The organism is Mesorhizobium sp. WSM4829 (genome assembly GCF_055811475.1).
Map to the genome: position 1 here is coordinate 126,455 of NZ_JBVVQJ010000015.1, position 26,342 is coordinate 152,796.

23 protein-coding genes, 1 tRNA gene and 1 pseudogene are annotated in these 26,342 nt (G+C 61.7%); 14 read left to right on the forward strand and 11 right to left on the reverse strand.

The window, feature by feature from the left end:
- Window positions 1-91: 91 nt before the first annotated feature.
- From AC0L17_RS16710 to leuA, 3 genes are all read right to left on the reverse strand, one after another.
- A complete protein-coding gene (locus AC0L17_RS16710; RefSeq protein ID WP_473516631.1) occupies window positions 92-895 on the reverse strand; it encodes an alpha/beta fold hydrolase in 804 nt (267 codons plus the stop codon).
- Between the two features lie 102 nt (window positions 896-997).
- Complete coding sequence (locus tag AC0L17_RS16715; RefSeq protein ID WP_473516632.1) at window positions 998-2,770, reverse strand: hypothetical protein; 1,773 nt, start codon at window positions 2,768-2,770, stop codon at window positions 998-1,000.
- A gap of 424 nt (window positions 2,771-3,194) precedes the next feature.
- Window positions 3,195-4,871, reverse strand: a complete 1,677-nt coding sequence (gene leuA / locus AC0L17_RS16720; RefSeq protein WP_208602512.1) for a 2-isopropylmalate synthase — start codon at window positions 4,869-4,871, stop codon at window positions 3,195-3,197.
- A gap of 765 nt (window positions 4,872-5,636) precedes the next feature.
- On the opposite strand from leuA, the gene AC0L17_RS16725 reads away from it, so the two are divergent.
- The 4 genes from AC0L17_RS16725 (at window position 5,637) to AC0L17_RS16740 (ending at window position 8,521) form a co-directional block, all read left to right on the forward strand.
- The gene (locus tag AC0L17_RS16725) at window positions 5,637-6,569 is read left to right on the forward strand and encodes a complex I NDUFA9 subunit family protein (protein WP_473516633.1); all 933 of its coding nucleotides are present in this window, start codon (window positions 5,637-5,639) and stop codon (window positions 6,567-6,569) included.
- A 133-nt stretch (window positions 6,570-6,702) separates the two neighbouring features.
- Window positions 6,703-6,939, forward strand: a complete 237-nt coding sequence (locus AC0L17_RS16730; protein ID WP_023797920.1) for a hypothetical protein — start codon at window positions 6,703-6,705, stop codon at window positions 6,937-6,939.
- Window positions 6,940-7,247: 308 nt separating this feature from the next.
- A complete protein-coding gene (locus AC0L17_RS16735) occupies window positions 7,248-7,937 on the forward strand; it encodes a hypothetical protein (protein WP_473516634.1) in 690 nt (229 codons plus the stop codon).
- Window positions 7,934-8,521, forward strand: a complete 588-nt coding sequence (locus AC0L17_RS16740; RefSeq protein WP_473516635.1) for an RES family NAD+ phosphorylase — start codon at window positions 7,934-7,936, stop codon at window positions 8,519-8,521. The genes AC0L17_RS16735 and AC0L17_RS16740 overlap by 4 nt, the downstream gene beginning before the upstream one ends.
- 19 nt (window positions 8,522-8,540) lie before the next feature.
- Here the strand turns inward: AC0L17_RS16740 and AC0L17_RS16745 are convergent, their stop codons facing one another.
- Together AC0L17_RS16745 and AC0L17_RS16750 are read right to left on the reverse strand one after the other, a co-directional pair.
- Window positions 8,541-8,930, reverse strand: coding sequence for a rhodanese-like domain-containing protein (locus AC0L17_RS16745; RefSeq protein ID WP_287219980.1), 390 nt, complete (start codon window positions 8,928-8,930; stop codon window positions 8,541-8,543).
- 2 nt (window positions 8,931-8,932) lie between these two features.
- Window positions 8,933-9,502, reverse strand: a complete 570-nt coding sequence (locus AC0L17_RS16750) for a peroxidase-related enzyme (RefSeq protein ID WP_128174323.1) — start codon at window positions 9,500-9,502, stop codon at window positions 8,933-8,935.
- A gap of 100 nt (window positions 9,503-9,602) precedes the next feature.
- Here AC0L17_RS16750 and AC0L17_RS16755 point away from each other — a divergent pair, with 100 nt between their 5' ends.
- Window positions 9,603-9,827: a hypothetical protein gene (locus AC0L17_RS16755; protein ID WP_473516636.1), complete on the forward strand. Its 225-nt coding sequence runs from the start codon at window positions 9,603-9,605 to the stop codon at window positions 9,825-9,827.
- Window positions 9,828-9,991: 164 nt separating this feature from the next.
- The gene (locus tag AC0L17_RS16760) at window positions 9,992-11,764 is read left to right on the forward strand and encodes an SLC13 family permease (protein ID WP_473516637.1); all 1,773 of its coding nucleotides are present in this window, start codon (window positions 9,992-9,994) and stop codon (window positions 11,762-11,764) included.
- Between the two features lie 896 nt (window positions 11,765-12,660).
- On the opposite strand, the gene AC0L17_RS16765 is transcribed toward AC0L17_RS16760, so the two are convergent.
- Together AC0L17_RS16765 and AC0L17_RS16770 are read right to left on the reverse strand one after the other, a co-directional pair.
- On the reverse strand, window positions 12,661-12,975 hold the full coding sequence (locus AC0L17_RS16765; protein ID WP_473495364.1) for a hypothetical protein: 315 nt from the start codon (window positions 12,973-12,975) through the stop codon (window positions 12,661-12,663).
- A gap of 271 nt (window positions 12,976-13,246) precedes the next feature.
- A tRNA-Gln gene (locus AC0L17_RS16770) sits at window positions 13,247-13,321 on the reverse strand.
- 502 nt (window positions 13,322-13,823) lie between these two features.
- On the opposite strand from AC0L17_RS16770, the gene ppdK reads away from it, so the two are divergent.
- Entirely contained in the window at window positions 13,824-16,502 is a 2,679-nt protein-coding gene (ppdK, locus tag AC0L17_RS16775) for a pyruvate, phosphate dikinase (RefSeq protein WP_473516638.1), read from the forward strand.
- A 91-nt stretch (window positions 16,503-16,593) separates the two neighbouring features.
- On the opposite strand, the gene AC0L17_RS16780 is transcribed toward ppdK, so the two are convergent.
- Both AC0L17_RS16780 and AC0L17_RS16785 read right to left on the reverse strand, forming a co-directional pair.
- On the reverse strand, window positions 16,594-16,983 hold the full coding sequence (locus AC0L17_RS16780) for a DUF427 domain-containing protein (protein WP_473516639.1): 390 nt from the start codon (window positions 16,981-16,983) through the stop codon (window positions 16,594-16,596).
- 165 nt (window positions 16,984-17,148) lie between these two features.
- Window positions 17,149-17,505 (reverse strand): hypothetical protein, encoded by a 357-nt coding sequence (locus tag AC0L17_RS16785; RefSeq protein ID WP_023797902.1) that lies wholly within the window; start codon window positions 17,503-17,505, stop codon window positions 17,149-17,151.
- Between the two features lie 196 nt (window positions 17,506-17,701).
- Between AC0L17_RS16785 and AC0L17_RS16790 the strand changes: the two genes are divergently transcribed.
- Window positions 17,702-19,330 carry a fatty-acid--CoA ligase gene (locus AC0L17_RS16790; protein WP_473516640.1) on the forward strand — a complete coding sequence of 543 codons (1,629 nt, stop codon included), beginning with the start codon at window positions 17,702-17,704 and terminating at the stop codon, window positions 19,328-19,330.
- A 75-nt stretch (window positions 19,331-19,405) separates the two neighbouring features.
- A complete protein-coding gene (locus AC0L17_RS16795) occupies window positions 19,406-20,191 on the forward strand; it encodes a DUF1499 domain-containing protein (RefSeq protein WP_473516641.1) in 786 nt (261 codons plus the stop codon).
- An 89-nt stretch (window positions 20,192-20,280) separates the two neighbouring features.
- On the opposite strand, the gene AC0L17_RS16800 is transcribed toward AC0L17_RS16795, so the two are convergent.
- Window positions 20,281-21,036: a substrate-binding domain-containing protein gene (locus AC0L17_RS16800; protein WP_473516652.1), complete on the reverse strand. Its 756-nt coding sequence runs from the start codon at window positions 21,034-21,036 to the stop codon at window positions 20,281-20,283.
- Between the two features lie 159 nt (window positions 21,037-21,195).
- A pseudogene (locus AC0L17_RS16805) lies at window positions 21,196-21,330 on the reverse strand (hypothetical protein); the annotation flags it as partial.
- 146 nt (window positions 21,331-21,476) lie between these two features.
- Here AC0L17_RS16805 and AC0L17_RS16810 point away from each other — a divergent pair.
- From AC0L17_RS16810 to AC0L17_RS16830, 5 genes are all read left to right on the forward strand, one after another.
- A complete protein-coding gene (locus AC0L17_RS16810) occupies window positions 21,477-22,517 on the forward strand; it encodes an ABC transporter substrate-binding protein (RefSeq protein WP_473516642.1) in 1,041 nt (346 codons plus the stop codon).
- A gap of 28 nt (window positions 22,518-22,545) precedes the next feature.
- Complete coding sequence (locus AC0L17_RS16815) at window positions 22,546-23,583, forward strand: ABC transporter ATP-binding protein (protein ID WP_473516643.1); 1,038 nt, start codon at window positions 22,546-22,548, stop codon at window positions 23,581-23,583.
- Window positions 23,580-24,467 (forward strand): ABC transporter permease, encoded by an 888-nt coding sequence (locus tag AC0L17_RS16820; RefSeq protein ID WP_473516644.1) that lies wholly within the window; start codon window positions 23,580-23,582, stop codon window positions 24,465-24,467. The genes AC0L17_RS16815 and AC0L17_RS16820 overlap by 4 nt, the downstream gene beginning before the upstream one ends.
- Before the next feature lie 70 nt (window positions 24,468-24,537).
- Window positions 24,538-25,251 (forward strand): ABC transporter permease, encoded by a 714-nt coding sequence (locus AC0L17_RS16825; RefSeq protein ID WP_473516653.1) that lies wholly within the window; start codon window positions 24,538-24,540, stop codon window positions 25,249-25,251.
- A 97-nt stretch (window positions 25,252-25,348) separates the two neighbouring features.
- A complete protein-coding gene (locus AC0L17_RS16830; protein WP_473516645.1) occupies window positions 25,349-26,203 on the forward strand; it encodes a phosphorylase family protein in 855 nt (284 codons plus the stop codon).
- The last annotated feature ends 139 nt before the right edge of the window (window positions 26,204-26,342 follow it).

Here is a 26,342-nt window from a genome sequence, read left to right on the forward strand (position 1 = left end):
TAACACAGTCGCTGGCAAAATGCAGCAAAATGCACTTGTGAGATCGATAGGCGGCTTGCAAAATCAGGCCCGAAGCCGCGCTTTGACGGGATCAGCCCGCTGCGGGAGCGGCGTTTGGACGAAGCGGCCTGCTGCGGCGTTTCATGTTGTGGCGGACGATCTCGGCGATCAGGCCGGGCGCTTCCTCGACCAGCATATGGCCGGCCTCCGACACGTGGTGCAGGTGGAAATGCGCCGGCAGACCATCGGCCTGGCTGAAGGGCAGCACCGCGTCATCGGTCCCCCAGACCACAATCACCGGCATAGCCAGGGTTTCGAGCCGTTCGCGCGGGATGACACCCTGCCGATCATCCCTGGTCATGGCGGCCGCGATCTCGACAAGTTTGTGCAACTGGCCGGGACGGGCACGCATGTCGCCAAGCACATCCACGATGCGCTCCGAGGGCGGGCTTTGCGGTCCGGACATGGCGGCGAGGCAGGCGCGAATTTCACTTTTGCCGGCTGCTGCGGCGTAACGGCGCAACAGCGGGCCATTGATCTCAGTGCCAAACCCGCCCGGCGCCAGAAGCGTCAGCGAGGCTATCCCCACGGGTTCGGCCAGTGCCATCAGCACAGCCGCCGCCCCGCCCATCGAATGGCCGACGAGATGCACCCTCCTGATTCTGCGTGCGGCGAGGTCTGCCAGAACAGCCCGGGCGGCCGCCTTGGCCGGACCGCCACCCGGGAAATCGAGGGACAGCCCATGGCCCGGAAGATCATAGGCCAGCGTCCGTGAATCAGGTGCCAGTGTCGAAATCACCTCGTGCCAGTCGCCGTGGCAACCGCCGAAGCCATGCAGAAATACAACCGTCTTCGGGCCGGCGCCCCGTTCGGCAGCGTAAAGCGATGAAATCATGAAATACTATGGTTTACGCGAATTCGGATGTGGCGGGATTGCGTCTTGTACCAGGTTCGATGGCCAGTAAGTTTTCGCGATCGCCCGTTCTGGTCGCAAGGACTAGCTGGCATTGCCGAGCCCGGCGGCACGCAAAGCCTCGACCAGCCGCTCGGTCAGATCTGCGGGGTATCTCCGCTCGACAAAAGCCGCGCGCGGATCGGCAGCGAATTTCGGGAACTTGACAGTCAACTCGTCCAGAAGTTCGTGCGCCAGTTGATCGCGGCCGGCGACCTTGGCAGTGATCAGCCGCGCTGCCAGATAGTGCGATTTCGTCGGCGTCGCCTGCAACGCATCGCTGGCAAGCGCGGCCTTGTTCATATCGCCAGCCATGAACTGGCCGACGAAAAGCCCGTAATCCCACCAGGTCGGATGGGCGCTGGAGGTTTCGGCGGCGTGAGCAAGGATCGGCGTTCCCTCCCTGTACCTGCCGGCGAAAATCAGCCCGTAGGCGTAAGCTGCCGCCATGCTGAGGTCGTAAGGGTTGAGTTCGTAGGCCTTGCGCATCCAGCGGATCGATTCCTCCGAATTGCCGAGGCGGGAATTGAGATAGCCATAGGCACGGTGGGCATAGGGGCTGGTCGGCCCCATCTGCACGGCGCGACGCGCCAGCGACATCGCCTGTTCGATCGTTGCGCCGGCTGGATAGGCGTAGTGATCTGTGCCCGCCTCGAGATGCAGGGTCGCCAGCTCCGAAAAGACGAGCGACGATTTCGCATCCCGATCGACCAGGAATTCGAGGCAGCGATAGGCAGCCTCATGGGTTTTGGCGCCCTGGTCGAGATAGTATTTGTCGTTGAGCAGCAGACATTCCGTCAGGCCGGTCTGAAGGCCGCTCTGTTCGATATAGTTGTAGATCGCGCCCGAGGCGGGAACGGCCGAACTCAAAATGCCGGCGACACTGTCCTCGACGGTGGAGGGTGTGCTGTCGGCGGCAGTCAAGTTGCGTGACAGCAGGACCCGCCCGGTCGCGACGCTTTGAAGCTCCAGCGTGACATCGCCTGCCGTTGGCCCCGGCAAGACATCGAATACGAAGCTGATCGCATCGGCGACAGGATCGGGCGGGCCGTCAGCATCGCGACCGATGAAGCTGACCGTGTCGAAGCGGCTGAGGCCGGCGCGCAGCGATGCGGCGACGCGGGCAGCCGAGGCACTGTTGGTTTTCACCGCAATGTAGACGAGCGGAAGGCTTTCAGCCGGAGCCCATGGCGCAATGCTGCCGGTTGCCACCGCATTTTCAATCGTCGGCGCGGCATCGCTTCCGGCCAGCAATGCGCTGCCTCCCTGACGAAGGATCAGCACCCCCAGCATGGCGATGACGAGAGCGATCGCCAGCCAGAAGAACTGGAGATGGCGCAGCAGCGAGGGTGCCGGCTGGCGAACGACGGGGGACGATGCGGCAGGTGCGGCCATGCCGGGTTCTTCGGGCGATTCCGGCAAGGTGGCCGCCGCTTCGACGTGTTCCGCCGACGCCGGCTCGACCGGCAGGCGGATCGCGTTGAGTTCATAGGATGGAACATAGCCGCCACGCGGAATGGCAATGCGGATCGGCTCGGCAACACCCTCATTGGCAAAGTAATGCTGCAGAAGCTCGCGCAGCCTGCCCGCCTGCACCCGCACCACGGCGTCGGTCGACGGATCGAAATCGCCGTCCTTGCCGAAAACATCCATCGCGATGGAAAAGCCCTTGAGCTTGTCGGCTTCGCCTGCCTGCTCGCGCTCGACCAGATAGCGAAGCAGCTTACGCGCTCGTTCGGATCTCCCGAACGTTTCGCTGGCTAGCAATCGCTCCAGCGTCTCGCGCACTGCGGGGGCGGCAGGCGTGGCATGCTGCAAGTGTCGATCCTCTCGAAGTCGGCACAGGTTAAGACGCAATCATATAGCGCCTGCACTGCCATACAAGCATGCATCCATTATGCGATCGCGTACCACACCGGATAATTTTCCAGTGGTTAATGGTGCGAAAGACTGGAGCAGGATGATACCATCCGGGCTCATCTTGCTCCAGCTCATAGCTTTCGACATCTGGTCTGGAGCGGTTCAGCTTTTTGATAGAACCGCCGAACCGCTCTAAAGCGCGTCGCATTTGACCGGCCTCACGCGACGCGCTTTAGGTTGTTGTTTTATGCATGTCGTTATCGCAAAACCGCTGCACACCCTCGGTTCAAGCCCGAGGGCATGCTTTTGCGCGACATGCATCAAGCATTTGTTTTACGCAATTCCGGACGGAGAACCGCTACGCACTTTTCCTGGAATTGCTCTAGTCGACCTTTCGGCCGACGATGCGATTGGCGGCGGAAACCACGGCTTCCAGCGAAGCGGCGACGATATTGGTGTTGATGCCGGCGCCAAACAGCTTGCCGCCGGGATGCTCCATCTCGACATAGGAGATGGCCGAGGCATTCGAGCCGCGCTGCATGGAGTGCTCCGAATAGTCGAGCACAGACATCGGCACGCCGACATGGCGCGACAGCGCGTCGACAAAGCCGTCGATCGGGCCGGTTCCGGAGCCTGATATCGTCACCTCCTTGCCGCTGTCGAGGATGATCGCCTCCACCGCGCGCCGCCCCTTGATCTCGATATCGGGATAAGTGTGGTGGTCGAGGAATTTCAGCCGCGCGTCGGGCTGATCGACGTAGGTTTCGAGAAAGCGCTCGTAGATGCGCTTGGCCGGCACCTCCTTGCCTTCGGCGTCGGTGATCGCCTGGATCGCTTGACTGAACTCGATCTGCAGGTTGCGCGGCAGATTGAGGCCGTAGTCCGCCTGCAGCACATAGGCGATGCCGCCCTTGCCGGACTGCGAGTTGATGCGGATGATCGCCTCGTAGTTGCGCCCGACATCGGCCGGGTCGATCGGCAGATAGGGCACTTCCCAGTACGGCGTGTTGGCCTTGCGCAACGCCTTCATGCCCTTGTTGATGGCATCCTGGTGCGAGCCGGAAAAGGCGGTGTAGACGAGCTCGCCGACATAGGGATGCCGCTCGGGGATCTTCAACTGGTTCGAATATTCGTAGACGTCCTTCATCCGGTTGATGTCGGAGCAGTCGAGCTCGGGATCGACGCCTTGCGTGTACATGTTGAGCGCCAGCGTGACGATGTCGACATTGCCGGTTCGCTCGCCATTGCCGAACAGCGTGCCTTCGACGCGGTCCGCGCCCGCCATCAGGCCGAGTTCGGTGGTGGCGATCCCGGTGCCGCGGTCATTGTGCGGATGCAGCGAAATGAGCAGGTTCTCGCGGTTGTCGAGATTGCGGCACATCCATTCGATGCGATCGGCATAGATGTTGGGTGTCGACATCTCGACCGTGGACGGCAGGTTGATGATCAGCTTGTTTTCCGGCGTCGGCTTCATGATTTCGGTGACGGCGTTGCAGATTTCCAGCGCCACTTCGAGCTCGGTGCCGGTAAAGCTCTCCGGCGAATATTCGAAGCGATAGAAGCCGCCGGCCTTCGCTGCCATGTCGGTGATCATCTTGGCCGCATCGGTGGCGATCCGCCTGATGCCGGCGACGTCCTTCTCGAAGACGACGCGGCGCTGCAGTTCGCTGGTCGAATTGTAGAAATGCACGATCGGGTTGGTGGCGCCCTGCAGCGCCTCGAAAGTGCGGGTGATCAGTTCCGGCCGGCACTGCACCAGCACCTGCAGCGAGACATCGTCTGATACATTGCCCTCTTCGATGCACCAGCGGGCGAAATCGAAGTCGGTCTGCGAGGCCGACGGGAAACCGATCTCGATCTCCTTGAAGCCCATATCGAGGAGCAGGGCGAACATGCGCGCCTTGCGCTCGTGGCCCATCGGATCGATCAGCGCCTGGTTGCCGTCGCGCAGGTCGACCGAGCACCAGATCGGCGCCTTGTCGATGACTTTCGAAGGCCAGACCCGGTCGGTGAGACCGACGGTCGGGTAGGGTTGGTATTTGCGGGCTGCCTCCGGCATGCCCCGGGCTGCCTCCGGCATGCCCCGGGCTGCCCCCGGCATGCCCCGGGCTGCCCCCGGCATGGCCCGGGCATCCTGGCCCATCTCCCCGCTGTCTGAGCGGATCTCTTCTCGTGCGTTCATTGTCGTCTCTCCCGGCGGCTCGCGGGATCCGCCTTCAGGCGGATTTGGTGCCGAGCGGCGCCTTTATCAGATGTTCATTCGCTAGATGTGACTTGCCAATTTTGGGACTGGCCCAATTTTGAGACTGGCCAAGGAGCATGCGCGTGAGCGGCGGTTCGACCGCCGGGCGCTCCTTCAGCGAACCCGGCGATCGCCGATAAGGCCGAGAAGCAGCAGAGCGGAAGCAAGCGCGCGCACGGTCTCGCCAGCAAAGCCGGTCTGACGGGAAGCGACGGAGGTGGCGCGGTTGGTCATGGCGGTTTTCATACAGGAGCAGCCAAAGCGAGGCAAGTGGGGCCGAACGACAGTGTCGTAAGCACACGAGTTGTCCGGATTAGATAGCACGTGAGTTGTCCGGTTTTATTACGAGCGGATGGAGGCTGGGGATGAGACGGACAGCATGGCAACCCAGCGTCGAACACTCGCGCCCACAGCGACATCGGCCGTCTCTCGATCGAACCCGGTGCCGACTGGAACAAAAAACGTTCCTGCGTTGTTCTCCAACCGTCCCGATGTTCGAAGGGGCTGGGTTATACGCCGGCCAGAGGCGATCCTTGCGGCAGGCGCTCGGCGGGCACGCAAAGCCAAGGGATGGCGAGGCAAATGGATCCTGACGATCTCAACACAGAACGGATCGTCACTGTGTTCGGCGGGACAGGTTTTCTCGGGCGCCGGATCGTGAAGCGGCTCCTGGAAAGGGGTTTCACGGTCCGCGCCGCATCCCGCCACCCGGCTCGTGTGGGCCAGGTTTTTTCCTCGACGGCAAGGCCGCCCGAAGCCGTCGAGGCGGACATATTGGATGCGTCCTCGATCGGCACGGCCATTGCCGGATCACAAGCGATCGTGAACGCCGTCAGTCTCTACGTCGAGCAGGGCGCCCAGACGTTTGAGCGCGTGCATGTGGAAGCCGCAGCTGAACTTGCCGCCGCGTCGCGCGCTGGCGGGGTCGACCGGTTCGTCCAGATTTCGGGGATCGGCTCCGATCCTCAATCGGATTCGAACTACATCAGGGCACGTGGGCGCGGAGAAGAGGCGGTGGCGAGCGCATTTCCCGGCGCCATCATTGCGCGTCCCGCCGTCATGACGGGACCTGACGACGTTTTCCTCACGACGATTGTCAGGCTGATACGTCTCCTGCCGGTTTATCCGCTGTTCGGCGATGGCGGCACACGGCTTCAGCCGGTCTATGTGGAAGACGTCGCAGACGCAGTCAGCCGGCTGATCAGCGGGCGAAACCACAAGGGCTCATCGATATTCGAATTCGGCGGCCCGCGCATCTACACCTATAAGGAACTGCTGCGGGAGATCGCCCGACAGCTCGATGCCCACATCAGGCTGATGCCGGTGCCGTTTGCGGCGTGGGACGCCTTGGCCGGCGTCGCGGAACTCCTTCCGGGAGCGCCGATAACGCGCAACCAGGTCGATCTTATGCGGCACGACAATGTGGCCGCAATCGGCGCGCCGGGCCTGAAGGAACTCGACATCGCGCCGCGCGACATCGAGGAGGTGATCCGCTTGATCGAACGGCGCGCGTGAGGCTGCTCGGGCCGGTCTCCTGTTTATTTAGCAAGACTCTCCTGCTTGGCAGGACTCTACGATCCTGCCGGGAACCTTATCGCCATGCGGCGGGTTGGTCGAGTTTGAACCAATGAAGAAGAGGAAAAGAACCATGGCCAGATGCGATCAATGCGGGAATGACTACGACAAGGCTTTCGAAGTGACGCTGGCTGAGGAAAGCTATACGTTCGACAGCTTCGAATGCGCGATCCAGAAACTTGCGCCGCTCTGCCCGCATTGCGGGTGCCGGATCATCGGACATGGTGTCGAACAAGATGACATCATCTACTGCTGCGCACATTGCGCCGCGGAGGAAGGTGCAAGCGCGCTGACCGATCGCGCGCCTTGATGATTTTGGTCCCGCTTCGTCAAGTTCGCTCCACCATCTGCTGGGTCCACGCGAGATAGCCGGGTGCGATCGCGTTGATGGTGATGGGTGACGCGCTCAGCGGCAGTGGAGCACGCCAGCCTGCGCAGGGCCACATGCGGCTCGAGATGGTGCAATTTTCCCGGCAGCGAGCGGCTATTCCAGATTGATACAACCTCGCCCTGGCGGGACGGAAGGTGCAAAGCTTGGCAAGATTGAAACTTGTCAAGGTTGTCAAGGTTGACAAAGTTGCTCGCAGCGCCATATTGTCTCGTCAGGAGGCAGAACCCATGGCAGACAAAACGCGAGCCGAGGCACCGGCCGTCACCGGGAAGACAGGGGGCCCGGGCGTGCTGACAATGTTCACGATGAAGGGTGACCCGATCAAGGCGCTGTCCGGGTTCAAGCTGCCGGCCGGCGCACATGTGGCGATCGTGTCCGGAAAACCGGAGTCCGTCAGCGCGATCAGGAAGTCGGTGCGCGGTCGTGTGGTTCGCATCACCGAGGTTGTCGAGCGAGCCCCGCAGCATGCTCAGGTCGAGCGCAAGCCGTTAGTGGACAGGTCCGCATTCGAGCCTGACGCGCGCAGCCGCGCGATGCTTGAAGGTGTCCGTATTGCACAGCAGGATCTGCGCGACGCAGGCGGTGCCTATGACCTCGATCAGGTCCGCACCCTGTTGCACGGCGTCTCCCGGCAGGCGATCGACAAGCGAGTGCAGGACGGCTCCTTGCTTGCCGTTCCCGGCCCCAGCAACCGTCGCAGCTACCCGACGCTGCAGTTCAACCGCGACGGCACAGTTGTACCCGGGCTTAAAGCCGTTCGTGAGGCTTTGCAGACCAGCAATTCCTGGGCGGTGCTCAACTTCCTTTCCCAGCCGGATGCAAGGCTGGGCAATCGCAAACCCATCCAGCTTCTCAAATCCGGCCAGATCGAGCTCGTGCTTGAAGCCGCGAGGCGGCACGGTGAGCAGGGGGCGTGAGCGGGCCACTTCCTCCCGCAGACCTGGACAGGCGCCTGCCCGAACTGGTGAAGCTACCGGCAGGGCAGGAGGTTCACCGCTTCTACACGGCCAAGTGGGAGCCGATCTTCTTCGACAGGTCGACCGAAGGGCGGTTCAATGCTCCCGACGCCTCCTATGGGGTTCTCTACGCCGCAAAGGAGATCAACGGCGCGTTCGCCGAGACGTTTCTGCGAACTCCTGGGCACACGCTCATCGACGCGGATCTGCTGCAGCGGAAGGCGTACGTTCGCCTCATCGTCCAAAGAGACTTGAAATTGATCCGGCTTGCCGGGCCCGGTCTCGCCCGCCTTGGGGCGACCGCAGAAGTCGCCCATGGCGGACTGCCCTACGACGTGCCGCAGGTTTGGTCGGCCGCATTGTCGGGTCATCCAATTGGCGCTGATGGAATTGCCTACCATGCCAGGCATGACGACGCCGAAGTCTGCTACGCGCTGTTCGAGCGATCGGCAGATGCAATCGCGGAGGCGGCACGCGAGATCGATCTCGACCAGGATTGGTTCTGGCGGGTCGCCGAACGCTACCGTGTCGGCCTGGCCCCATAGGGCGTGCCGGTCGTCGAGCCTAGCTGTCCTTCCTCGGTCTCTCGGCGACGATATTGCCGCGCTTCTTCCACTCCGAGAAGCCGCCGCGCAGGCTGCGCGCGTCAAGTCCCATCTCCTGCGCGACCTTGGCGGCGAGCAGCGAGCGCCAGCCGGACGCGCAGTAAAACACAAAGGTCCTGGGCTCGGCGAATATCGGCTTGTGGTAGGGGCTTTCCGGGTCGATCCAGAATTCGAGCATGCCGCGCGGCGCATGGAACGCGCCGGGGATCATGCCCTCGCGCTCCAGTTCCCGCGGATCCCGGATGTCGACCATGACAACGCCGTCGGGAATGGTCGCCATGTCCGCTGCCTCGACCGAGCGGACGACCGCATCGGCGTCGGCCAGCAGGTCCTTGTATCCCTTCGGCATGGTCAGCGCCCCATCGCGTAGAACTCGTCGTTCGGCCTCATGCTGGTGACGTTGGCCAGCCGGTTTGACATGGCGAAGAAGGCGGCGATGGCCGCGATGTCCCAGGCGTCCTCGTCGGTGAAGCCATGCATCTTGAGGTCCGCGATGTCCGCGTCGCCGACCTCGTAGGCGCGCGCGGAAACCTTCATGGCGAAATCGAGCATCGCCATCTGGCGCGGGGTGATATCGGCCTTGCGGTAGTTGGTGGCCACCTGATCGGCGATCAGCGGGTTCTTTGCGCGAATGCGCAGGATCGCGCCATGGGCGACCACGCAGTACTGGCACTGATTGGCATTGCTCGTGGCCACGACGATCATCTCCCGCTCGGCCTTGGTGATCGGGCCGGGCTTGTCCATCAGCGCGTCGTGATAGGCGAAGAAGGCGCGGAACTCGTCCGGCCGATGTGCAAGCACGAGGAAGACGTTGGGCACGAATCCCGACTTCTCCTGCACGGCGAGTATCCGTTCGCGGATGTCGTCGGGAAGGCCGGCGATCTCGGGAACGGGGAAGCGGCTTATGGCGGGCGCGGTCATTTGTGTTCTCTCCCTTGCACGGCCGTCAATTCGACCAGCTTTAGGCCATCGAACGCTTTTCGGCGAGCCTCATGGAAGGGCTGGAAGTGCCGAGGATGCGGTGGTCTCGCAGTCGCCGCGCGAGTTCCAATCGCTGTGGACGATGCGGGACTCCTGCGTCGACTATGTGCGCACGCGCGATCACATCGTCGGCGGGGTGGAGGCGGTGTATCGCATGGTTGCGGAGAGCGGCGGGTCGATCGCGGCCGAACATTGCAAAGCGCGCACTAGCGAGAATGACAGCCATCGCTATAAAGTCGGAACGGCCAGCCGCCGGCCAGGTTGAAAGGCGCCGCCCCAGGACCATGGCAGCGAGAGTCAGGAACATTGCTCGACACGGGCTTATTGGCAAGCACGGAACCGTGCTAGCAAAGCCGTGACCAGCGAAAGCAACAAAAGGGCGGTTTGGCCGTTCTGATCAGCCGCACAAGCGGCGGGGCATCCGAAGACATGACTACGCCGCAAATTCTGTCGTTCGCCGTTATCTTCATAATGATGGCGGCGCTCGTATGGGGTCGGTATCGATATGATCTGGTTGCAGCCGCGGCACTGTTGTCCGCACTCGCGGTTGGCATCGTGCCTTTTGACGAGGCCTTCAGCGGGTTCAGCGACGATATCGTGGTCATTGTCGGCAGTGCCCTGCTGGTGAGCGCAGGCATCGCACGCTCGGGCATCATGGAAGTCGCCATCAGGCGTTTCGCTCCGAACCTGTCGGGTGTTCGCTCGCAACTGGCGCTGCTGGTCATCGTGGTCACGATCCTGTCTGCCTTTGTAAAGAATATCGGTGCGCTCGCGATCATGATCCCGATAGCTTTCCAGTTCGCGCGCCGGTCGAGCGTTTCACCGTCGATATTCCTGATGCCTATGGCGTTCGGGTCGCTGCTCGGTGGACTCATGACGCAGGTGGGGACATCTCCCAATGTCGTTGTGTCGCGGGTGCGGGAGGAACTGACCGGCACCGCCTTCACAATGTTCGATTTTACGCCTGTTGGAGCCGCCCTGGCCGCCGCCGGAACGATCTTCCTGGTGTTTTTCTATTGGCTGCTGCCGGTGCGCGAAAAGCTCGGCGGGTCGGTGAATGAAGCTATCGATATCAAGAATTACCTGACAGAGGCCCGCATTGTCCGCGATTCCACTGTGCTCGGCAAAACCGTCGCAGACCTCATGAAACTTTCCGGCGGCGATGCTATCGTGACGTCGATCCTGCGCAACCGGACCATGCGGATGACGCCACTGCCCGACGTTGTCCTCAAGATGCACGACATTCTGCTGCTCGAGGGCGACCCAGGGGCGCTGGATCGCCTTGTCTCCCAGGGCAAGCTCAGCGTTACGGGCAGCAGGGCCGGCGGGGATGATACGGCCGGCGAGTTGGTCGCTATCGAAGCCGTCATCGGTGAAAACTCCCCGTTGATCGGCTGGACGGCCCAGCGCCTTGCCCTCTATCACCGCTTCAATGTCAACCTCCTGGCTGTCAGCCGTCACGGCGAGCGCCCCGACCGCAGGCTGGCCGAAATCCAGCTGAGGCTGGGCGACGTCATCGTGCTGCAGGGCAATGCAGCGACGATACCCGAGATACTGCGTGAACTCGGCTGCCTGCCGCTGGCAGAAAGGGCTATCCTGCTTGGCAGCGTCCGCAAAGGTGTTGTGCCGGTAGCAATCCTTGCTCTCGCCATGGTGGCGACTGCGCTCGGGCTGCTCCCGGTCTCCGTCGCTTTCTTTACGGCCGCGGTCGCGATGGTGCTTTTCAAGGTCATCCCGGTCCGGGACGTCTACCAATCGCTGGATGGGCCAATCCTCGTCATGCTTGCCGTTCTCATTCCGGTGAGCGATTCGCTACGCAGTACAGGGGCGACAGGCGTCATTGCCGGCGAGCTTGCCAAACTGGGGACCATTCTTCCGGCGCCCGGCGCATTGACGCTCATCCTTGTCGCCGCCATGGCCGTTACGCCATTCCTCAACAATGCCGCCACCGTTCTGGTCATGGCGCCCATCGCCGCCGCGTTTGCCGGCGATCTCGGCTACAGGCCGGAAGCATTTCTGATGGCAGTCGCCATTGGCGCCGGCTGCGATTTCCTCACCCCGATAGGCCACCAGTGCAACACGCTCGTCATGGGGCCGGGCGGCTACCGTTTCAGCGACTATCCGCGCCTGGGACTGCCGCTGTCGTTCCTCGTCGTCATTGTTGCCGTGCCGATGCTTATGATCGTCTGGCCAATGAACTGATATGCGGCGGACGGATCAATCCTGGCGAGACTCGGAGCCCCATGGCAGTACGTAGGCCGCTCCCGGTCAAGCAATATGGATCGCTCGTGACAAAGGCTTTGCGCCTATCGAGGCCAAGGATTTTGGCAAAGCGAGACGCCGGAGGGGCTCTGACGAAGTATCAAGCAACAGTCGATGAAGAGCTTGCCACAATGGGCACCTGAAAATTGGGGTCTGCTCCCGAATTTCTTGAAAGCCGGGCAGCCAACGCCGGCACGCTTCGCTGCCCTGCGGCCATAATAATTCTCGCGATATGGATTGGCCCCAAGGCGGACATCTACCGGTAACTATCTGGGTCCTTGGCCTTCCCGGCCTTGCAACTAACTTTACTCAGAAGAGCCTTACGGTAAGCGCCATTAAACACACGGACAGCTCGTTCGAATTTAGCGGGAGGCGCCAAGTGTTTATCTAGCGCCTCGTTCAACAGGAGGGGGACAGCCATCATGGCTTTTCCACTTTCGCTTGGTCTCAGCGCCGGGCACCTTTTCAATAGGCCATAGATGTTACCTGAAATTTCTGCAGCCCGATGCAATTTGCCATCTGCCATACGTGCCAAGTAATTGATGTTTTGCTCTCCCTGCCCGGCCGAAGCAGTCGATATTGTGAAGCAGATTCCTGCGATGACCGTTACCAAAATGCGGCTCAAACGTTTCCCCTCTTCTTGCAGTCAATTCGCCCTACTTATCACGCGTTATCATAGCTTGGCCTGATTTCAAAAGCTCACCAATCGGCGCCAGCGGGATTACCACTAAAGCCCAGTTGCGGACCTCGATGGGCGAACAGTTTATTTGGTGGGACAAGCTCAAATTGCTCGGCTCATAGCCATTAATTGCATACAAGCACGGAAATTCTGGGTGCTATTCGTCCATCGAAAATGTGAATCGAACTGGATTTGTTTTGATTCCCGGCGGCCAACACCGTTTCACGCCATGTGCAAGGATCGGAGCAGCCTTCGCCATCGACTCTGAGTGAGGCTCGTAAGCGACCACAGCAACAGTCTGTGCCTTGTCGGCTTTATCCAGCGTGACCTCAAAAGTCATTTTGAACGGCGTCGCGATATCGACCGGAATGACTAAGCAGCCTCCAATTTTCTCGCTGAGAAGAACCTCTAATTCGCTAGCCCGTGCAGTGCCGGCGCAAATAATTAAACCCAATACGACGACTGCGCGCATTCTGATCTCCCTTTGATCAACGGCAGCTTTAAACCATTAGGCGGAGCAGCGCCGTTCTCCACCGTGTCGCGGACTGGAAAAGCGGCAAGGTTTGGGCGACACCACTTCGCGAAATCCATAAGCAGTTCCAGCCTCTCAATGGCGATTTTATCGAGGGCCTTCCCGCTGATCCTGGCGCGGTCGAATGGCACCTAAGCAGGTGACCTGGACTGCCCTACATCAAGAAATTGAAATCTCTGTAAGTAGCTGATTTTGCCATATAAAATAATGATGGCTGGGGCGCCAGGATTCGAACCTGGGATTGTCGGTACCAAAAACCGATGCCTTACCACTTGGCTACGCCCCAACAGCGGGGAATATGCCCGCTGCGCGCGGCCTTATAGGACGAGCCGACGGAAAGCTCAATGCCGAGAATGGCCGAGAACGGCAAGTGCGCGGAACTGATTCACCGGTCCCCGCAGATTGGCGTCGCATATCATCGCCTGCTGTCGGGCGATGGCATCTATTCACCCCAACCGCCATTTCACTGCCGGCCGGATCGACGTGGGAACCGCCTGCCGGGGAATGAGAAGATCGGCTCGACGTGCCGCCGGCATTTTCGACGGCGCCCAGCGTTTCGAGTTCTCCGGTCAGTCACATGGCGTTATCGCTAGTTCCTGTTTTGTCCTCTTCAACCGGCCGTCGAGCCGCAAGTCTTTTTGTTATCGCTTTTTCTTAATCGATTGTAGAAGCCGGCTGGCTTGCCGACGGCTTGCCTTTCGCACTGCAGCATCATATCGCTCGTGCAGGGACACGGCGGAACTTCGGCTTCGTCAATCTTTTCAATCTCCTGCAACCGGAGAGCAAGCATGACCAAATGGGTCTACACCTTTGGCGACGGCGCTGCAGAAGGCCGTGCCGGCGACAGGAACCTCTTGGGCGGCAAGGGCGCCAATCTGGCCGAAATGTGCAGCCTGGGCCTGCCGGTGCCGCCGGGGTTCACCATCACCACCGACGTCTGCAACGCCTACTACGCCAACGGCCGCACCTACCCGGCCTCGCTGGAGGCGGACGTCGCGGTCGCATTGGATCATATCGGCCGGCTGACCGGGCGCCGCTTCGGCGATCCCTCGAAACTGCTTTTGGTGTCGGTGCGTTCCGGTGCCCGCGCTTCGATGCCCGGCATGATGGACACCGTGCTCAATCTCGGCCTGAATGACGAGACGGTCGAGGCGCTGGCCGCCGATTCAGGCGACGCCCGCTTTGCCTATGACAGCTACCGGCGTTTCATCCAGATGTATTCCGATGTCGTCATGGGCCTCGACCATGAGGTGTTCGAGGAAATCCTCGAAGACCAGAAGGGCGGGCTCGGCCATGAACTCGATACCGAACTGAGCGCCATCGAATGGCAGGGCGTGATCGCGCTCTACAAGGCCAAGGTCGAGGAGGAACTCGGCAAACCGTTTCCGCAAGATCCGAACGAGCAACTCTGGGGTGCGATCGGCGCCGTGTTTTCGAGCTGGATGAACAACCGCGCCATCACCTACCGGCGCCTGCACGACATTCCCGAAAGCTGGGGCACCGCGGTCAACGTCCAGGCCATGGTCTTCGGCAATATGGGCGAGACCTCGGCCACCGGCGTCGCCTTCACCCGCAATCCGTCGACCGGGGAAAAGATGCTCTATGGCGAGTTCCTGGTGAATGCGCAGGGCGAGGATGTCGTCGCCGGCATCCGCACGCCGCAAAACATCACCGAGGCGGCGCGCATTGCCGCCGGCTCCGACAAGCCGTCGCTGCAGAAGCTGATGCCGGAAGCCTTCCAGTCTTTTGTCACCATCTCCGACCGTCTGGAAAAGCACTACCGCGACATGCAGGATCTCGAATTCACCATCGAGCGCGGCAAATTGTGGATGCTGCAGACGAGGTCCGGCAAGCGCACCGCCAAGGCGGCGCTCAAAATCGCCGTCGAAATGGCGCGCGACAAGCTCATTTCAAAGGAGGAGGCGGTCGCCCGCATCGATCCGGCCTCGCTCGACCAGTTGCTGCATCCGACCATCGATCCGAAGGCGGCACGCGATGTCATCGGCATCGGTCTGCCCGCATCTCCGGGGGCGGCCACCGGCGAGATCGTCTTTTCCTCCAACGATGCCGAAGAGCTCAAGACGCAAGGCCGCAAGGCGATTCTCGTGCGCATCGAGACCAGTCCCGAGGACATCCACGGCATGCATGCGGCGGAAGGCATCCTGACCACGCGTGGCGGCATGACCAGCCACGCGGCGGTGGTGGCGCGCGGCATGGGCAAGCCTTGTGTGTCGGGCGCCGGCTCGCTGCGCGTCGACTACAGGGCCGGCACGCTGATGGCGATGGGGTCGACGTTCCGCAAGGGCGATATCATCACCATCGACGGCGGCAACGGCCAGGTGCTGAAAGGCGCCGTGCCAATGCTGCAGCCGGAGCTCTCGGGCGATTTCGCCGCCATCATGGAATGGGCCGATGCCGTGCGCCGCATGAAGGTGCGCACCAACGCCGAAACGCCGCTCGACGCGCGCATGGCGCGTTCCTTCGGCGCCGAAGGCATCGGGCTTTGCCGCACCGAGCACATGTTCTTCGAGGGCGACCGCATCGTTGCCATGCGCGAGATGATCCTGGCCGACACGGAAAAGGGCCGGCGAATGGCGCTCGCAAAACTCTTGCCCATGCAGCGCTCGGATTTCCTCGAATTGTTCGAGATCATGGCCGGCCTGCCGGTGACGATCCGCTTGCTCGATCCGCCGCTGCACGAATTCCTGCCCAAGACCGAGGAAGAGGTGGCCGAAGTCGCCGCCGCCATGAACCTGTCGCCCGACAAGCTCAGGCAGCGCACCGAAGCCCTGCACGAATTCAACCCGATGCTTGGCCATCGCGGCTGCCGGCTTGCGGTTTCCTATCCCGAAATCGCCGAGATGCAGGCGCGCGCCATTTTCGAGGCCGCCGTCGAAGCCGGCAGGAAGGCCGGCGCGCTGGTGGTCCCGGAAATCATGGTGCCGTTGGTCGGCCTGGTGAAGGAGCTCGACTACGTCAAGCTGCGGATCGATGCCGTCGCCAGGAGCGTGATGGAGGAAACCGGCGTCAAGATCACCTATCTTACCGGAACGATGATCGAACTGCCGCGCGCCGCGATCCGCGCCCAGGCCATCGCCGAGGCGGCCGAATTCTTCTCTTTCGGCACCAACGATCTGACCCAGACCACTTTTGGCATCTCACGCGACGATGCGGCCTCGTTCCTGGAAACCTATCGCCAGAAGGGCATCATCGAGCAGGATCCGTTCGTGTCGCTCGACATCGAGGGCGTCGGCGAACTGGTGCGGATGGCGGCCGAAAAAGGCAGGGCAACGCGGCCGGATATCAAGCTCGGCATCTGCGGCGAGCATGGCGGCGATCCGGCGTCGATCCATTTCTGCGAGGAGATCGGCCTCGACTACGTGTCTTGCTCGCCCTATCGCGTGCCGATCGCCAGGCTGGCTGCCGCGCAGGCGGCGGTGCAGGCTGCAAGGAACGGTCGCGGGTAAGGGGGCCGGCATCGGCCGTGCCACCCAATGATCGGCGGGACAGGCCGCGAGCCGTCCCTGCTCAGGCTGGCCCTGCTCAGGCTGGCCCGGCTCAGGCTGGTTTGGCTTCGACCGTCACCTTGTTGGGATAGAACGCGCCGTGATCGCGGATTTCGATCATCTCGTCGAAAGGCCGCTCATAGGCCCACATCGCATCCTTGCCTGCTTCCGCGGCAGGCAGCACGCTCCAATAGCTCGCATCGCCCTTGAACGGGCAATGAGTCGACGAGTCCGTCTTGCGAAGCTGGTCGAAATCGATGTCTTCGAATGGAATGTAGAGGATCCCGGGGTAGGGGGATTCGGTCAACAGCTTGGCCCTCCTGGACGAGGCAATGACAGCGTCGCCGGCGCGTACGGTCACAGTTCCGCTGTACGGCTCGATGGTAATGACTTTATCCGGGTTGCGCTGAAAGCCGGGTGACGGATTGGCGGTCTGGTCCATGACGGTTCTCCTTGCACGACCTAAGGTGTGTAGGGTGTGCCCGCTGTGCAAGGGCGCTGTCGAATGCGGGGGCTCCATCGCCTTTTGGCGTTGCCGGATCTCTCGTCAAATCGAGCTTGGCTATGACCGATCAGGGGCCGATGACCGATCAGGGCTGATGACCGATCAGGCGGCAGCCTGAAAGGCGTCCATCAGCCCGGCATAGGCGGCGGCGATACCGGCGACAGGATTGGTGCTTCGCGACGCGGTTTCGACCTTGAGCGCACCACCGCCGGTCGGCAGGGTAAGAAGCAGGAACTGGCGGTTGCCGCCATCGCCGACGCAAGCCGCGGCGACGTGCTGGCTTTCGCCTTCGTTCTGAACGCACATCTTGAACAGCAGCGTGCCGCCGACCGCCTCAAGGGCGCCGCCGACGACTTCGACGAATTCGTCCTCGGAAACGGTTTTGGCGTCCGGCACCAAATCGGCCAGGCTTTCGGCAAGCGAATCTTCGAGAGCTTTGTCGTCGAGCTGCGCGTCCATGCGAACCTCTTTCATTCGCCAATCACACCCCTACCATTAATCAAAGTTAATGTCGACAATGGCCGGATTGTGGCGGTTTTCCCTGCCTTTTCGAACAATGGGCTGCTTCTGCCCGGTCATGGCTGGACAATCCGCGTGTTCGTCCCACAATGGAGCGAAAACCAGTGGGGGAACGAAAACCAATGGGAGGAGAAGAATGCTCGGACTGATGCAGGAATGGCCGCTGCTTTGCCACAAGCTTATCGACAATGCAGCCAGGCAGCACGGCGAACGCGAGATTGTGTCGCGCTCGATCGAGGGCCCGATCGTCCGGACCACTTACGTCGAAATTCATCGCCGCGCCTTGCGGGTCGCTGAGCGGCTCGAGCGTGATGGCTTTGGGCTTGGCGACCGCATCGCCACATTGGCCTGGAACACGGCGCGCCACATCGAAGCCTGGTACGGCATCATGGGTGTCGGCGCGATCTATCACACGCTTAATCCGCGCCTGTTTCCCGAGCAGATCGCCTGGATCATGAACAATGCCGAGGACAAGGCGATCTTCGTCGATCTGACATTCATGCCGCTGCTTGAAAAGATCGCCGGCGCGGTCAAATCGCTCAGAAAGGTGATCGTGCTGACCGACAAGGCGCACATGCCGCAGACGGCGCTGCCGAATGCTGTTGCCTATGAGGAATGGCTTGACGAAGCCGACGGCGCCTTCACCTGGAAGACGTTCGATGAAAACACCGCCGCCGGCATGTGCTACACCTCGGGCACGACAGGCGATCCGAAAGGCGTCCTCTACAGCCATCGCTCGAACGTGCTGCACGCCATGATTGCGGCGATGCCCGATGCGATGGGCCTCTCCTCGCGCGACACCATACTGCCGGTTGTGCCGATGTTCCACGCCAACGCCTGGGGCCTTGGCCAGAGCGGCCCGATGATCGGCGCCAAGCTGGTCATGCCTGGCTGCAAGATGGACGGCGCCTCGATCTACGAGTTGCTCGACACCGAAAAGGTGACGTTCAGCGCCGCCGTGCCGACAGTGTGGTTGATGCTGCTGCAGTACCTGGAGGAGACCGGCAAGAAACTTCCCTATCTGAACAAGGTCGTTATCGGCGGCTCATCCTGCCCGCGTGCGATCACGGCAAAGTTCCAGGGCAATTACGATGTCGAGGTCATCCATGCATGGGGCATGACCGAAATGTCGCCGCTCGGCACGCTGTGCACCATGAAGCCGGGCTATGCCGGGCTTGAGGGCGAAGCCCGGCTCGACGTCCAGGGCAAGCAGGGTTTTCCGCCTTTCGGGGTCGAAATGAAGGTCACCGACGACGACGACAAGGAACTGCCTTGGGACGGCAGGACATTCGGGCGCCTGAAAGTCCGCGGACCGGCCGTCGCGCGTGCCTATTATGGCGGCATCGGATCCGAACAGTTCGATGAAGAAGGCTGGTTCGATACCGGTGATGTCGCCCATATCGACCCAGGCGGCTACATGCAGATCACCGATCGCGCCAAGGACGTCATCAAGTCGGGCGGCGAATGGATCTCGACCATCGAGCTCGAGAATCTCGCGGTCGCTCATCCGGATGTGGCGGAGGCGGCCGCCATCGGTATCCAACATTCGAAATGGGGCGAACGGCCGTTGCTTGTCGTCGTCCGCAAGCCGGGCCGCGAGCCGACCAAGACGGATATCCTCGCCTTCATGGACGGCAAGGTGGCGAAGTGGTGGATGCCGGATGACGTCGCCTTCGTCGGCGAGATTCCCCACACCGCTACCGGCAAGATCCAGAAGACAACCTTGCGCCGGCAGTTCAGGGACTATCGCCTGCCGACGGACTGACTGACATGACGTCTTTCGCCTTCAAGCCGCCGCTGAACGGCTTAAGCGCCGGTTCGGGGTGAAGCAGTGCTGAAAATGATGAAAACTCCCGAGCGACAGACGTCGAGGGCGGCCGGGTGGTCGCGGCGGACAGGCGCTTTTTCGGCGGTCCTGCTGCTGACCGTTCTCGTCGGCCACCGCTATCAGCTTGTTGAAACGCCGGCTTTCCTTTGGGTGCTCGGCATTGTCGCGCTGCTTGCCGCCTTTGCGCTGTTGTTCGCCGGCCTTGCCTTTTCGAGAATTTGGAATTTCGGCGACCGTGGCGGTCGCGATCTCACCGTCGGCGCGGTGCTGGCATTGCTGGTGCTTGTTCCTTTTGGCATTGCCGCCTATTGGGCAGCGACTTCTCCACCGCTCAGGGACATCTCGACGGATTTCGATGATCCGCCGGTGCTCGACACCAGCACCCGGACCGGGGATATGAACGCGCTTTCGCCGCCGACCCCGGGCGAGCGGCGGCTGCAGACCGAGACCTATCCGCTGGTCACCGGACGCAGCTACAATCTGCCTTTCGATCGGGTCCTGGAAGCCGTCGAAACCGTGCTCGGTCGTCGGGACTGGCAGCTTGCGGCGCCGTTTCCGCGTGCGATCGGGCAAAGCGAGGTGACGATCAACGCCCTGGCCAGGAGCTTCATCCTCAGCCTTCCCGCCGACGTCGCCATCCGTGTGACCGACGATGGCGATGCGGTCCTCGTCGACATGCGTTCGGCCTCGCGTTACGGCCGCTACGACCTTGGCGACAATGCGGCCCGCATCGTGGATTTCCTGGCCGAGCTGGATCAGGAAGTCGCCGGCCAGGTCGGTACGGCCCCGGCCGAGTGACGTCCAGAGCATTTTTACAGCCAAGGCGGAATCGCTTTGACGCCACAGAAATGCGGCTGATACAATCAGTGGTTGAGTATGCGAACAGGCTATTCGGCCGGCTCGAATTCACCCTTGAGCAAAATTGTCTCCACCGGCCCAAGCGGATTGATGATCCGGCTCTCCAGGACTTCGACAAGCTTGCGTCCGACAGCCGCCATATCGACGGAATGAACTTCGATCTTTGCCGGCAGGAAGCGTGCCAGCCGCGTGCTGTCACGCGTGACGATGTGGACGTCGCTCCCCGGCGCAAGACCTCTTTTGCCAAGAGCGTGCAACGCCCCCAGAAGGCCGAGTTCGTTGGCGCATGCCAAGCCTGTCGGCGGATCTGAGCAAGCCAGCAAGCGATCGAACCAGGCTGCGCTCGATTCCATGGTGAACATGCCATGACCGATCAGCGCTTGGTCGATCGCAATGCCGGCCTCGGCCATTGCCCTTGCATAGCCGGAAAAACGCATGGCACTCGCCTGATCCTCAGGAACCAGAAGTTGCAGTGCAATGCGTCGGCAGCCCTTGTCCATGAGCCGTCGGGTTGCCTCGTAGGCAATCTGTTCATTGTCGACATCGACATAAGGATACGCGGTATCCAGGTCGGTTCTTCCAAACGCGACGAATGGCATGCGTTGATCCAGCAGCAGTTTTACGCGCGGATCACCCGACACCAGGCGTGTGATGATCAGTCCGTCTGTGCTGCGCGCCTGAAGCTGCCGCTGAACGCTCTCGACGGGATCGTCGTCGGGCGTGGTGGAATAGATGGACAGACTATAACCGGCTTTTCGCGCCGCCAGCGTCATGCCTTCGATCAAAGGCAGCTTCAACAGATCGGACAGATGGTCTCGGGTCTCCATCGGGAGTACGGCCGTCAGCGTCAGCGTTCGACCGGTCTTGAGCGCACGACCATGATGGTTTGGCAGATAGCCGACCCGCTTGGCCGCCTCCTTGACGCGGGCAATGGTCGAGGGCTGCACTTCCGGCCCATCCTTCAGAGCGCGGGACACCGTGGTCACCGAGAGGGAAAGTTCCGCCGCGATCTGCTTTAGATTGGCCATTGTTCGCCCGACTTCATTTGCGAAAGCGCCGGCTGACTTGCTGACCGCCATAACGTTACCGGATTCGACATCCCGGTCAATCCGAACGCCCGTGGCAAGCAGCTTGACTCCTGCGTGTTCTGATGCAATCGTAACGTTACGATTACGAATAAATGGCCATTTCAGGCAATATTTGATGACGTTGGGGAGGAGAACCTATGTCCTGGCTGCGCATTTCCTTAACAGCATTCGCCATCTCGGCTGCGGTGCCCGTCCACGCGCAAACACTCACCATCACGACCGCAGGCGGCGATTATGGCAACGCCATGAAAGAGGCCATGTGGGGCCCTGCTGCAAAAGAGCTTGGCTATGATGTCCGCGAGGAGACCCTGAGCGACGGCCTGGCCGCCTTGAAGATGCAGGTCACCTCGGGGGCAATTGCGACCGACATTATCCACCTCGGCTCGCCGGAAGGCGCGCAGGCCGCCGCACAATCGCTGCTCGAGCCGCTCGACTACAAGATCATCGATGCCAAATCCGTGCCCGAGGGTGCCGCGTCCGACTACTGCTATCCGTTCGATTCCTATGGCACCGTCCTGTCGTGGAACACCAAGACCTATGGCGACAACCCGCCGAAGACCTGGGCCGAGTTCTGGGACGTTGCCAAATTCCCGGGCCGCCGCGCATTGCGCGCCAATGCGCAGGACTCGATCGAGATCGCGCTTCTCTCCGATGGCGTGGCGCCGGCGGACGTCTATGCCGTGCTCAGCACGCCGGAAGGGCTGGAGCGTGCCATCAAGCGGCTTGAAGCGATCAAACCGGATGTCGCCGTGTGGTGGACCTCGGGAGCCCAGTCCGCGCAGCTGCTGAAGGACGGTGAGGCGGATCTGGTCGTTACCTGGAACGGCCGGGCAGAGACCGTGAAAAAGGATGGCGGCGCGGCAGACTACACGTTCAAGGGTTCGGTCATCGGCACGGACTGCCTCGGGGTGCCGAAGGGCGCGCCGAACAAGGAAGCCGCGATGAAGCTCATCGCAGCGATGACGCAGCCCGCGCGTGTTGCGAAGCTGACCGATTTCATCGCCTACGGCCCGGTCAATCCTGCGGCCTATGAGGGTGGCCTGATTCCCGAGGACCGTCTGAAGACGCTTGCGACCGCGCCTGAAAATGCCGGCACCTCGGTGTTTTCGAATTCACAATGGTGGGTCAAGAACGGCGAGGCTGCCCAACAAGCCTTCGACGAGATGATGGCCCGCTGAGCCTCGGCTGACAAGGCTGGAGCAGATGATGAAGTCGCTCCCGATCACCATCGACAGCGTCAGCAAGGCTTACGGGTCCTACGTCGCGCTGGATGATGTCTCGCTCGACATTCAAGCTGGCGAATTCCTGACGCTGCTGGGGCCATCGGGATCGGGCAAGACCACGCTGCTCATGGCTTTGGCCGGTTTTGTCCGGCCGGATTCCGGCAGGCTGTTGTTGGGCGATCGCGACATCACCCGCCTGGCGCCCAACAAACGCGACATCGGCATCGTATTCCAGAATTACGCCTTGTTTCCCCACATGAATGTCCTGGCGAATGTCGCGTATCCGCTGGCGCTGCGCAAGACGCCGAGAGCGGAGGCGCGTCAGCGGGCGCTTGCCACCCTGGCCCGCGTCAAGCTGGATGGCCTGGCGGAGCGCAATGTTGCCGCACTGTCCGGCGGCCAGCGTCAACGGGTGGCATTGGCGCGGGCAATCGTCTTCGAGCCGCGCGTGATGCTGATGGACGAGCCGCTGTCGGCGCTCGACAAGAATCTGCGCGAAATCATGCAGTACGAGATCCGGCGTCTGCACGATGACCTGGGCATCACCACAATCTATGTGACCCACGACCAGCGCGAAGCGCTGATCATGTCCGACCGGATTGCGGTGATGAATTCTGGCCGCATCCAGCAGATCGATACGCCGCAGCGGATCTATGATCGTCCGTCGACCCGCTTCGTCGCCGAGTTCATGGGCGAGGCCAACATCGTGGCGCCGGGCTCGGTGCGCAGGATCGATGGCGCCGAAGCGTCACGCGAGACCCTGATGATTCGCGCCGAAAGCTTCCATCTTGATGCCAAGCTCGCCGGGGCAGACGCAGTGGCTCTCGAAGGAATACTGCGCGCCAAGGCGTTCCGCGGCGAGAACTGGCTTTTGACGCTGGCGCTTGACGGTGGCCAGGAGGTCCTTGTCTGCATTCCGGCAGCGCTGGCCGGCGGCTGCGCCGAGCTTGCCGCCGGTCAGCGGATGACCGCCTATGCACCAGCAGCGAAGGTTCACGCCATACCGGGAGCGCTGGCGTGACCGTCACCGCGGATCCAGCGCTGCTGGCAGATGCGCGCCGCGAGCGGCGGTTTTTTCTTTCGCTTTCGCTGCCGGCGCTGTTCATCGTTGGACTGGCGGCGATACTGCCCATCCTTTGGATCATCCGGCAATCTTTTTTGACCACAGGCGGCGAGTACACTGTCGGCAACTACGCCAAAGTGCTGTCGAGCGGACTGACATGGTCGGCGCTCGTCACCACCCTCGAACTGTCCCTCGGCACGCTGGCGATCTGCATTCTTCTGGGCACGCCGCTGGCACTCGCCTTGGCCAGCGCCAGGCCAAGGGTGGCCAATTTGCTGATGGCCTTCGTCATGCTGCCGTTGTGGACCGCTATCCTGGTGCGCACCTATGGCTGGCTCGTGCTGTTGCGGCGTGATGGCCTGGTCAACGCGGCCTTGACTGGTTCGGGCCTGACGGCGGAGCCTTTTCCGCTGGTCTATAATTTTACCGGGACGCTGATCGGCATGGTTCACTACATGCTGCCGATCTTTCTGCTGCCGGTTTACGCCGCGATGCGCGATATCGACCCAAACCTCGTTCGCGCGGCAGCGAGCATGGGAGCCACGCTCGGGCAGGTCATCCGCACCGTCATCATGCCGCTTTCGGCCGGCGGCATCTTCTCGGGTTCGGTCATCGTGCTCATCTATTCCATCGGTTTTTTCATCACGCCGGCGGTGCTTGGCGGCGGCAAGGTAAATCCTCTCTCTACCCGGATCGAGCGTGCGCTATCGACCTTTCAGGATTGGGGGTCGGCAAGCGTCCTGGGCATTCTGCTCCTCGTTCTGATGGCGCTGATCGGTGTGATGCTGCTGGCGGCACGCCGCCTGCTGGCCCAGAACACGGTGGCAGCCGCCCATGCTTGAAGCCTATCCGCAAAACCGGCTCGCCCGCATTGTCCTGTGGAGCTTTGCTGCTCTGGTCATGGCATTTCTGATGTTGCCGACGCTCGTGGTGGTGCCGCTTTCGTTTTCGGCGTCTAGCCTCCTCGAGTTTCCGCCGCACGCCTACTCGTTGCGCTGGTACGAGAATTTTTTCGGCTCGGCGACGTGGATGGCTGCACTCAGGACCAGCCTGATCCTCGGGACATTGACGGCGCTGATCGCGGTGCCTTTTGCGCTGCTCGCCTGCATCTCGATGAATCGGCTGGGCGGCAAGACCGCAGCGTCCATCCAGAGCATCCTGCTCACCCCCTCGGTCACCCCGGGGATCCTGCTGGCGATCGGCCTCTTCTTTGTGCTGGCGGCGCAACGCCTGGTCGGAACGCTGTTCGGTGTGCTGGTCGGACATGTGGTGCTGGCCGTACCGGTGGCGTGCATCGTGTTGTTGCCCGCCCTGGCTCGTTTCGACTGGAACCAGGTTCAGGCGGCGCGCAGCCTCGGCGCGAACTGGGCCAGGGCTATTGGCGAGATAATCGTCCCGCAACTTCGGCTCAGCCTGTTGTCGGCGACATTGATGGCCTTCCTGACGTCGCTCGATGAGTCCGTGATTTCGATCTTCATCGCAAGTGGTCGCAACAGCACGATGCCGAAGCTCATGTTCATCTCGCTGCGCGATCAGATCGATCCGACCATCGCGGCGATCTCGACATTGTGGACCGCTATTGTTGTGGTCGTCGTCGTGATCGTGGCGCTTCGCCAAAAATCCTGACTGAGCCAAAAATCCTGACGAGACTGGAAGCATGCCCCAAAATCATCACGCAGCCGGTGCTCCGGCGGATCGATCGACTGACATACCTCAGCTAGGCTTGGCCATCATCACCGGGTCGGCAAACTGGGGGCTTGCCTTCCCGGAAGACGTCGGGGTCGAGGGCGTGCGCACGCTGCGGCGCGACATGAGTTTTGAAACGCCTTTCGGTCGTTCCGACAACTGGAAGTTGCTCGAGTTCGATGCCTCGATTTCAGCCGAAGGCAGAGCAAAGCGGGCGTTGTGCATGTATTCGCACGGCAATCCCCGCGACCATATCGACCATTCCTGCCATCGCCGCGCGTTCTGGGTGTTGATGCAAGCGGGGGTGCGGCAGGTCCTCGCCTGCTCGACCGTTGGCGCCGTCAACAAGGCGATCCAGCCCGGCGACATGGTGGTGCCCGCCGATATCATCGAACTGACGCAGACCCCGTTTTCACTGCTTCCGGACCGCCAGAGCTTTGACTGTTCGGGCAAGCAGATCGTATGTCCAAGATGTGCGGCGGTTCTGGTCGAGACGGCCCGCCGCCATTGGCCGGCCGAATGCCGCGTGCATGGCATCGAACAGCAGCTGGTCGCTGCCCATTGTTATGGGCCGCGGCTGACAACGCCGGCCGAAGCCTTGGCCTATCGCGGCATGGGGGCGGACGTGCTCAACCACTCCATCGCCCCTGAGGCGACCCTGGCGCGCGAGATCGGCGCCTGCTTCGTGCCCTGTGCATTCGTCACGGCGGGTTTCAACGACTATATGGACCGCAACCGCCAGAAATTGCTGCAGGAGGACGTGCTGCCCAATCTCTCCATGACAGCCTCGCTTGTCGCGCTGGAGACCGCCGCGCGACTTCCGGGCGATCCGCAATGCTCTTGCCAGGGTCTGAAGTCGCCTCAACCGGAAGAGCGTTCCAGCCGGTTCTGAGGTTTGAGGAGCGGAGTGCGCGTTCTGGCGGGATCTTTAGAGACTGTTTCGAAATTCGCTCCGGCGAGTCATATGGTGGTGGTTTCGAGAACCGGCGCGCAGCGGACATTAGAGCGCCGCGCGTCCAATTGGACGCGCA